Annotated in this window: 5 protein-coding genes and 1 pseudogene; 1 reads left to right on the top strand and 5 read right to left on the bottom strand. The window is 31.6% G+C overall.

Going from position 1 to position 10,876, the window contains the following annotated elements; all coding sequences use genetic code 11:
- Positions 1 to 104: 104 nt before the first annotated feature.
- Positions 105 to 3,530 carry a hypothetical protein gene (locus tag HQN88_RS27225; protein ID WP_173118416.1) on the bottom strand — a complete coding sequence of 1,142 codons (3,426 nt, stop codon included), beginning with the start codon at positions 3,528 to 3,530 and terminating at the stop codon, positions 105 to 107.
- A gap of 7 nt (positions 3,531 to 3,537) precedes the next feature.
- Positions 3,538 to 5,979, bottom strand: a complete 2,442-nt coding sequence (locus tag HQN88_RS27220; protein WP_173118414.1) for an SNF2-related protein — start codon at positions 5,977 to 5,979, stop codon at positions 3,538 to 3,540.
- A gap of 58 nt (positions 5,980 to 6,037) precedes the next feature.
- Between HQN88_RS27220 and HQN88_RS38705 the strand changes: the two are divergent.
- A pseudogene (locus HQN88_RS38705) lies at positions 6,038 to 6,184 on the top strand (hypothetical protein); the annotation flags it as partial.
- 451 nt (positions 6,185 to 6,635) lie between these two features.
- On the opposite strand, the gene HQN88_RS27215 reads toward HQN88_RS38705, so the two are convergent.
- The 3 genes from HQN88_RS27215 to HQN88_RS27205 are packed head-to-tail and all read right to left on the bottom strand — an operon-like array spanning position 6,636 to position 10,871.
- A complete protein-coding gene (locus HQN88_RS27215; protein WP_173118412.1) occupies positions 6,636 to 7,037 on the bottom strand; it encodes an SMI1/KNR4 family protein in 402 nt (133 codons plus the stop codon).
- Positions 7,034 to 7,684 carry an HNH/ENDO VII family nuclease gene (locus HQN88_RS27210; protein WP_216855848.1) on the bottom strand — a complete coding sequence of 217 codons (651 nt, stop codon included), beginning with the start codon at positions 7,682 to 7,684 and terminating at the stop codon, positions 7,034 to 7,036. The genes HQN88_RS27215 and HQN88_RS27210 overlap by 4 nt, the downstream gene beginning before the upstream one ends.
- Positions 7,674 to 10,871, bottom strand: coding sequence for an ATP-binding protein (locus HQN88_RS27205; RefSeq protein ID WP_173118410.1), 3,198 nt, complete (start codon positions 10,869 to 10,871; stop codon positions 7,674 to 7,676). The genes HQN88_RS27210 and HQN88_RS27205 overlap by 11 nt, the downstream gene beginning before the upstream one ends.
- Positions 10,872 to 10,876: the final 5 nt, after the last annotated feature.

Below are 10,876 nucleotides of genomic sequence, written 5' to 3'. Positions count from 1 at the left end.
GTATGTCTAGCACGTTAAAATTTTCTGAAATTACTTTATAAAAAGCCATCCTAATACAAAACAAATATATGACAGCGTTCAAATTCACCTTCTAATCAAAGTCATCAATTACAAGCTGGAGCATAGCAAATTGACAAATTGCCATCAGTTAACTGTGACCGAAACATAACAATTTTAGATTGAACTGAGTTATGTATACGACACTGATAGTTCACAAAATGAGTTTCACCCTCTTTACAAATTTGTGCAGATTCTAAACTATTAGAAATTATTGTTTTACATTCAGGACAAACAACTGATATAATTTGCGGATAATTAGCTTGTGTATCATTATCGCTATTATTTACTATTATTAATTTACCTTTGTCATAATCAATATTTTTACAACAACAGCTACATTTATTATTGTTGTTTCCTCTTGATAAAAGCAATTTAACCATTCCACTGCAAGAGATTTTCGAGCTGTCGATTATTCCCTTAAATTTTCTTGCATGATCATTTGTGCAACATTTAATAGATTTAATATTATTGTATGCCTCTCCAAATATAGTCTCTGATGAATTTGAACTTACAAATGATTCGCAAAAGTTAATAATATCTGTGCTTATTTTTGCATATTTGAAGGTTTTTATTACAGCTTCCTTCATGTCAAGATCTGGGCCATGTACAATGTATATTTTTTTATCAGCATTGGTGACACATCCCACTTCTACAGGATCTTTTTTGTGAATCAATTGTATTTTGTTGTCGTGAATAAACATTATTTCATTCGATGATTTACAACTTGTAGTTTGAGTTACATAAACATCATAACCTGTCCGTTGTTTTAAAAAGTCAAAAAATTCATAGCCACAACTATTATTTATAAACTCATTTACTAGCTTTGTTTTAAAATCATAATGATAATACTGAGAATGTTCTAGGTCTCGCTCTAGCCTTGGATAGAAGAAAGAGAATATTTCTGAAAGATTGTTTACACTAAAATCAAATAAAATCCTTTCATTTTTAGATGTCAGTAGCTTAAACGGTGGAGAATACTTACGTTTGGCAGCAACATTATCAAATAATTTACACATATAGAATTTGAAATCATTAAAGTCATGTGCATATATGGTTTTCAAAAAATCGATATTAAACAATCTGATCTTTATTACTCGTTCATCAACATATGCCTCTTTCCTGTATCCATAATCCAAATGAGGCGGAACTCGATTGTTTGATAAGATTAAGTGCCCTAGGTCCTCTGTAACATTATTTTTCAATTCTGCCTCTTCAATCAATTTATCTACAAATAATTTTGTTTCATTCTTTCCAAACACATCTGAACTGTTTTCATACTGAGGTTCATAATCATACCTATATATTTTGGGACTAACACAATATGCCGTATAAGCATTATAATGATCCGAATAATAAAAACACATATTCCCTATACATGAAGAGCTATTTGGACAGTAGTGTTTTTTCACTAAATCACTTTCATTGACATTATCGAAAACCTCTGCATTGCAGTCCTCAATTTTTCGATTCACCATTAGTTGCCAGAGTTTAAATCTTAATTCTTTATATTCTTCATTATATAAGCCATTTTGTGCATGCCTAAAAGTTGGGTATTCCGAAGAATCTTTAGGACTTTGTATATCATCATTATCATTGAATAGATACTCAAAAAAAGAGGCACCTGTTATTTTCCCATTAATATTTATTCTATTATGAAGTTTGTATCGCCCTATCATTAGAAAAGAAGAATTTACTAGTTGTTTGTTTAGTACTTGATGCCAGTCGTCAACTATTTTATCGGTAAACATTTGATTTGAATCCTTTGGAAATTCACTTGTTACTCTATAATAAAGCATATCCCTAACATTACCAGCAGTATTAAGTATGCTTCTTAATAAAAAATCATTTTTATCAAACGCAATCTCATAAATAGGTTTAATTTCCTCTATAAACAATTCACTGTCATATAATAAGGAATCATTTGAAACAATGATATCATCGTAAAAACGATTTATTTCTATCGTATCTACAATTTTCTGACCAATAGTAACCTTTTCATATTTTTCTTTAACATCTCTTTTAAAGGCTATGTATGTATCAAAATTGGTGTTGTTTTTGTACTTTGGTAAGTAACGATTATTTATTCCGTTAAGATCATTTATGTTAATTTCAATATTATTTTGACCATAAAACAATTGAAGCAATCCATGAAACAAAACACTAATCTCTATTCCAAGCTTCGATTCTCCAACCACTTTTTCTGCCATAAACCAATATGCTTTTTTAATATTGAATGCAATCTCTGTATGAATCTTTCTTAATTCAGCCTCATTACCATCAGTGAGTTTCGTCCTAGAAACATTTGAATATTCTGAATTCACGAGTACATTTAAGCGATACTTTGGTATTTCATCTGGTATATAGTATGTTGAATAGTAACGTTCACTCTCTGAAGTTAGCCTAGATGGAAATGCAAAACTGATATTTTGTTTATCCTTATTTTCGGAAAAAGTGGTGAATACGATGTAGTCCTCAAATATCTTTTTATCACAATTAGCGATTTTATAACCTATAGATTGTTTACAAAATTGAATATTATTATGCTCTATGTGTTTTTCTGTATCATCATTTCTAAATAATTCAAACAACATAGAACCATCACTTTTTTTAAAGGCAATCCTTTTGATACCATTTTCTTTATTTTTATTTTTGTCAGTAAAAAGTAATGCCCGTGCATCAAATATAGAACCCGCTTGTTCCGTTCCAAAAAAATAAGTTTCTATTGTTTTTTCGGAAACAGTCTGTCCGCTTAAACAGGTACTTATAAATTCTTTTAGCTTTACAATGTTAAAACCCGCACATTCTTTATCTTTTGCAAAAACGATTGTGAGTTTCGTTTTATTATTATTGACACGATTGTGATTATACTCAATTTCACAAGAAACAGATTCTGTCTCTTGGACTTCTTCAACCGTCTTTGTTTCTATAACAACGTCTATTTTTACGTTGCTTTCAATGGTCAGCCTGTCCACAAAGTAAAAGAGTGATTTAATTCCGACACCATGTTTACCCGTAGATGCTAGCTCAGACTTTTTCACCCTTATTTCTGTATTGACAAAACCAATTAAATTTCTTGTATCAAACCCGATGTCGTTATATTCAAAACTAACAACAAAATGTTTCTCATCTTCGTCAAGGGTTATCATCACGTCTTCTGAATTTGGTAAATCATTTGCATTTTGAATAATTTCATTAAAATATATTTCTCTGTATAATCTTGTTGCACTAAGCCCCAAATCATCTTTAATTGTTTTGTATACGGTATCAATAATAGGAACTCTCAGATTATCTTTGCCTGAATATACTTCACTAAATGCCGTGAATAGGTTGCGTCCTTCTTCTGTATCATGACCCTTGAGGTAGTCGTCTAAAAGATTTATTTTGTTCTGTAAGTTCTGTCTATCCTTAGTGTATTTTTGAGGGGACATATAGAAAATTTTTATAGCATCTAACACGCTCTCATTGTTCATCGTGTGATCATACCTCCCCTCGTCTAAAGTCAGCTACTGTCTGGCGAATATATTTTTTGTTGTAAATATAAAAAATACCACTTGTGCCTTCTTGACTAATTACTTTTTCTTTTAAGTTCGTGAGTTCGTTCATTTGACAATTTATTTTGAAATTCACATCTCCGGCTTGCCATAATTCGTCAATGCTTTTGCTCTTACTCATATCTTGTACGACAACTTCACTACTTATAAGGTTACCATCTCTTTGAGTATACTCGCTTAATTCATCGTCACTTTTTTCTAAACTAGCAGCTACCGCTTTGGTGTCTATTTGAGTATCTGCCCCCAAAAGATTTTTCCAATTTTCCACCTCATCTATCAAAGCATAAAAGTTTCGCTTTTTGTTTATAACTGAAAAAACTGCGGTTAAATTATCATTAAACACCTCGGCAAATTCTTTTATATCGCTAACATCTTCTTCAAAATCTTCTACGCTTCTTTTCTTAAATGCGTAATCAATCAGACGTTTAGCTAAATTTTTATGCGCTTCTAAAACCTCTGTATACTTTTCTAGAACACTTAAAAAACCATTGTTTTGTTCAAGTTCTATTTTGCACTTTTCTAATTCGGTGAGTAGCCCTTTTATACTTTCTTTAATAAATTCGGGGTAAAATAAAACTGTATTTCTAATTGGCATATGCTTACACGTCTCGCTAATTTTAAGGGTACTGTATCGAAGCATAGGATTTTCATGCTCATTGAGAATAAAAATCATTTTTTTGCTTTGAACTTTATTATTTAGTCTATCAACTCTACCAAACCTTTGTTCAAGCTCTATGCACGTAAATGGCAACTCATAATTGATAACTCCGTCAAACTTTCCAAGGTTTAAACCCGTACCCCCAGAAGCCCCAGTCGTAATAAATATGACACGCTTACCTGCTTCTATATTCATCATTAGATAATCGAAAATATTATCTTTGTTAACACTGTTATCTTTGGGAAATACTTCACAGTTATCGCTACCATATTTTTTTACAAAAATGGTATTTCCAATATTCTTTAAAGTACCTTGATCGTTTATGAATTTATTATAAATATTATTTGCTACAAATTTATAGTTGCAAAAAATAATATACGATTGCGTTTCGGTGTTATTTATGTATGACTTCAATTCTTCATACTTGTGATTTGTGATTCTCGGTCTTTGGCCAATTAAATAACCTTTCTCCTCAATTTCCGATTTGAAGCTTCCAAAAATCCCTTCAATTAGATAGTCATCATCTTGTTCGTAAACAAGCCCGGTCATTCCACCCTTTACTTCTCGAAGCACATCAAGATAATGAGATCTATCTGGCCATCTCTTACACACCAAAAACTTAATTTCGCGTCTTTTTGAAGGGATGTCTAAGTCTTCTCTAAAAAGACAAGTAAAAAATCTACTCTTATCATCAGCAGGTAATTTATTATAGTTATTTTCAAATAAATTAGCTGCGCAAACATTGTTGCTATCTGTTATACCATTAAGCAATGTAGCATATTCAGGTATTGTCCTTATTTTGGAAATATCCAACACCCCGCCTGTAGCTGCGGAATTGACAACAATAGGTGTTGCAGTTAAAAGTACGGCTCTCTTTGCTCTAAGTTGTTTGTAATTATCAAAACACAAATGACCTTCATCGATAACGACTAAGTCCCATTTCGTATCGTTTGTCCAACTGTTAAGAGTTGCTTTGGTCTCTTTGGTTTTTTGCCCTTCAATAAAAATACAAGGCTCATGATTTTGAAAATATAGTTTTTTCTGTTCATGATAGTATATATTTTCGTTATCGGTATTTTCTACTAAGTGCGTATATCTTCCAAGTTGACGTTCAATATCCTTTAACCATTCATTTTTTTTGTTGTTTGGGCAAATAATAAGTATTTTTGCGTCTTCCTGTCTTTCACTAATAATATCCCTCACACAGTATAAGGCCGATACAGTCTTCCCTGTCCCTACTTCATCAAAGATCAAATTTATATTTAAAGCCTTTATCTGTTTTGACGCCTTCTCCTGTTGTTTATAATATATAACATCAAACATTGGTTGTTCTTTCAAAAAAAATAAATCGAAAACGTCGTTTCCCTCGTCAATCTTATCCGAATAATAAGCAAGCTCTTTCATGTCAGATACGCCGTTTAAAAGACTGCTTTCCATATTAATTTTATTATTTTCATCATATTTTTTTAAATACCCAAAATTCCACGCTATACAATTTTTTATAGTAATGCTCTTATGTTCAATAAAAACGATCTCGTCATTTATAACTACTGGTTTATAAGAAACCTTATTTATATCAATATTCCTCCTTAATTCATATGCTTTTTCCCAATTTCTAAATAAAACTGCATACTGGAATAATATCGATAAATTATTTTCAATATCTAATTTTTCGAAATTCTCCCATCTTGCAAAAATACTTTCATACATATGAATTTCTCCTCTTTTCTACGTTATTCGTTGATATAGTTGTGATCCTCGAAATGACTTTGTATTCAAAAGATTTTTCGGCAGTGATGAGAACAACAACGTATTTCTTACATTTCCGAATAATACGTTGATCGATTCTGACGATTCTCTACTTACGGGAGCTTCCACTGTTAATCCCCTATTTAGACAAAGATACTTTGCATGACAAGCAATCCATCCATCTTAGACATACATGCCAAAATAGCCGATGGTAAACTCGTAAATATAGAAATCTAGTTGTTTAAACGATAAGACATTGATAAAAGAACGCTATTCTTTGGAGCAAACTCTATTCTAGTCAATTGACGGAGGGGCAGTCCTACAAAGAATTTTAACTATAAAGCCTATAATCGTTATCACAATATATTACATCTTCGCGAAGATTACACGAATATCGTTCTGACGGAGTATATTGAAAATCATTGTTAGAGTTAAATAAACTGAATAAACAAAATCATTTATATTATTAGCGATTTGTTCAAATGGCTACTGTTCTTTAAAGATTTGGCTTCCATTTGCCGCGGTGGAATAAACCCTTGAATTAAAAGTTTTTTCTTTTGGAGAAAGGTAACCTACATTAGACTTTGTCATACCCCTTTACTAAAAATATTAGGAATTTAATTGTTGTGTTCAGTTTCAAGATATTCATAAATACTATTGTATTTCTTTTGTATTTTTGAATTATGAGTGAGTTCATAAATCTCGCCTAAACTATTTTGGAGCAATATTATTCCTTCAATTGCTATGTTTTCAATAACATATAAATCGTTTGGAATCTTATTTAATTCACGTTCACTCTTTGTTACTTCAACTACATTCAATCGTGGCGATGACGTAATACCTGTGAGTTCAATACCTTTAGCTGATATAACTCCATATTTTTTTAAATATTGCTTAAAATCTACGGAAAAAAGTAAGCCTAATTGCCTTTGTGCTAGTTCTATTTGTTCATCTGTTGCTGCCTCTAAATGCCTTAAATTCCGAAGTTTTTCAATGGCACTAATAATATTCTCCATCATTTTACTCCCTTCTGCTCATTGGCTCTACTTTCCCAATGAATTTCGCGCACTTTTTTAAATTCATTCCTATCGATTTCTGATTCTTTTTGCTTATCATGAAGAATAGTATCATTTCCTACTCCGCGATGCTCTTTAGTGGTCAATTCAGCAAGGGGTGAATCAGATTTTTGTCCTATATGGTGTAGTTCTACCGTCTCACCATTTTTGCTAATTGGAGATTGACCATTTTCCATTCTTTCTTTATTAGTTCTGCCGAATTCGTCTTTTTGATCCATATCAATATCAGTTCTAATAAGACATTTTTTACCGTCAATTTCAGCTTCTTGCAAACCAGCTTTCTTGTAAATTTCATATTCTTCTATGGATCCCATAGCATCAATAATTTTATCTGACCAATCCGTTTCTTTTTTTATTTTTGTCTTTTCTTCATCGCTTAACCCTTTTTTTACTTCAGTTGTATTTTCCGATGCAATTTTATCATTTAAAAGTTCAAGTTGTTGCAATGGCATATTTTTAACTTTTTCTATCTGCTCGATAACTGACATAGCTTTTTTCAACTCTGAAGCTTCAAGCTTTTTTGTAAATTCTTTGCTGATATCTGTTTTTGCAACCTCAGATACTAATTTAGTTAGCAATTCAAGCGCCAATTGCACAACCTCTTTTCATAACACAATTAATGATCTCATTAATCGTGTCCTCATCGTTCACTACAAACCACTGTGAAATAATGTCATTAAGATTTACATCTGATTGGTTTTGTGAATAGTAATAATTAAACACTAATTCGACAATAATGTTTATGCCTCTTTTTTTCGTGTCCTCACTATAAAATGTCGATAGAACATCTTTTAAGTTTATAATAGCACTTTCATGAGGTGATTTAATTGTTTCTATTAATGCATCGGATATTTTTGAATCAATAACTTCATTGTTTGAGAAAACACCCCAAGTAACTATTTTCAAAATTGATTTAGATAATAATAATGAAATAGTATCTTTTCCGTTTGTTCCTGAAATGAAACTAACGTTATTTTCTTTAGATTTTTTAAACAATAATTCTTTTGTCAAACTAATTGCTTGATAGCATACTTCATAGTTGGAAATCATTAAATTTGCTAAAAGAGGAATACTTTTTAGTTCAAATATTTTACCTAGAGCATCTGAAACGGCACTCTCATTAATACTTTCAAATCTTTCTGCAACATCCCTCATATACAGGTCTGCATCTTTAATCAGGCAGTTCTCAACTCTTGAGACTTTTACTGATACAGGCAAAGACATTCCTTCTTTATGACATAATGCATATCCAGTTTTTTGAACACCTAAATATATTCCTTTTTCAGTTGGTATGCATATTGAGTTGCTGATAACTGCTTGATCGTCAGCTGATACAATCCTGTGGACTATCTTATTAGAAGTATTTTTTATTACATCAGGAGCAATTTTTGTTGGAATTTGCTCTGCAATAATTACCCCCTGACCATAAGATCGCATTTCAGCAATCATGTTTGTAAAATGTTCAACCGCTTTTCCTTTTGGATTACCCATATTTTCACTAGTTTTCTCAGTTTCCACATTCTTTAAAAGCCTGTGTGCTTCTTCAATGACGAGCAAGTGCTTCAGTTCAGCATCAGTGTTTTGTTCTATTTCTTTTTCAACTTGTCTTTGTTCACTTATGAAAATCACAAGTAGACCAACAGAAAATGCTTTATCTGAATCATCCGCCAAACCTTCCATTTCAAAAACACATTTTGAAGCCAATATATCTGTCCAGTTGAGCACATTGGTTGTGTTATACATATACCCCTTGGCTCCAACACATAAACTTTCAAGACGGGTTTTAATTGCGGTTTTAATGTTTCCAGACATTTCTCCATCATATTCGAGTTCGTGGAGTATATAGTTTTCTATTTCCTCTTTTAAATCACTCATAGTTGGAAATATATATGTATGTGTAGAATTACTATACTTTTCTGCAATAATACTTGCATCAAACAAATCTAATTGACTTTTTTTATTAACTAAATAAGGATGATAACCAAGAGTTAAATTCCAACCTTTTTTTGTATATATGTTATGTAAGCATTTTTCTAAAATATATGGCATCGGGCCATAAAATGAAAATGATGCATTGAATAAATCCTTTAATAAGTCTATGTGCATTTGTGGACTAATACCTGGCAGAATATAAAACGGGTTAATTTGTGGACAGTTAATTTCAGGTTTCCCTAAAGTATAAACTACAATATTATTATTTTTTGCTTTCAAATTTCTGTATTCTTTTTTGGCAGATTCGATAACCAAAAATGGTTTCCCTGATTTCCTTAGTATTTCCTTGACAGTATTCGTTTTTCCGCTCCCCGTAATACCGCACACAAAAGTATGTTTATTAAGGTCTTCGTTAGAAAACGAAAAACTAATATTTGTTAAAGCTCTTTCACCATCGCAAATATTTCCAATTTCTATTTTGCTTCTATCAGCTACATTTGGAGCTATTAAAGGATAAAAAGTTCCCTCTTTTAGTTCAAATGCAGGTGAATTTTCCTGAGGAATTGCACATATAGCACTTAACTCCTGCGAACTAATATAACTACATATTGAAGTGCTGGAGTTTTCTTCAGAAAATAACCCTTTTGGGATTAGTACGTGCTGCTCCCTTATCGCATAACTTAAATCTTCATTAGCTAATTGATATATTCTAGGAGGCAGTAGCTCAGGATTTGGTTTTGCAATTTCACCATATATACAGCCTTGTATCAAATCTCTTGCCATTTTATTATCTGCGGAATATGTAAGTGATGTTTGCCAAAAACCTGTGTTATGACCAAGTTTTAATCTTTCTAAACAATTATCGGCTAATTTCATTAGCTCTATGGCAAACCCATTTTGGATATCTAAAGACATAGATCCACCTTCACTAATAGCTTCAGAGATAGATTTACTATAGCTATCGCTTATTCCTTTACTATAGCCACCACTAACACTCTGTCCTACTAACATTCCTATTCCACCGCCAATAATTGCACCACCCGGACCTCCAACTGCAAGACCAATTCCTGCTCCTGTAGCTAATCCAATAGCTCCACCGTTAACATTTACATTAATATTACTTTGGGTTCCATTAGAAAATGCTTCATTTTCTGTTCTTGTAATATTTTGTTGCCTTGAAACATTTCTTTTACTTATTGACATGCAATTATCTCTAATTTGAATAGCAGTACTTTTTTTACTTTGTAAAACCTGACCACTAATCGGCTTAGCCATAATTAAGACTGTAAACTTTTCACCATTTAATGCTTTAATAACAGAGCTTAAATCGAATTTCTGTAGTCTATTATCAATAAGTAAAGATGGTATCCCGTTAATCATTCCGAAATGTGTGTTTGAGTTTTTAAAATGAAAATCATCTTTACAATCAATAAGATTAATGCCAGATAAAAGTCCTTCAATTACTTTTTTAGCTAGTCTACTGTTAGTGTTTCCACTTATACCTATAACAAGGTCGCATTTATTTCCATCAGATTTCACCCCATAACAAAATGAAATTCCAATGGAATATAAAGCAGAGATAAACTTTTGCATTTTTTCATTCAGAAACTTTGCTATATCTTCTGTTTTTTCAATAGTACAAGAATCAATTTTATAAAATTGAAGAGAGTTTAATATTCCTGCTGTATCATTTTCGACATTCGTTTCATTTACTTCATCTCCGTTGATATACATTGGATAAAACTCAGTTAATAATTCAATAGTCTGATTTGCTATTATTTGGGTATCTAATGCAAACTCTGATTGAAGTTCTGATGATAATTTCAACAATTGATTATCTGACATTTTGC

It is taken from the genome of Paenibacillus qinlingensis, from assembly GCF_013204845.1.
Taxonomy (GTDB): domain Bacteria; phylum Bacillota; class Bacilli; order Paenibacillales; family NBRC-103111; genus Paenibacillus_E; species Paenibacillus_E qinlingensis.
The sequence above is the reverse complement of the archived record's forward strand: the minus strand, read 5'-3'. Positions and strand labels throughout refer to the sequence as shown.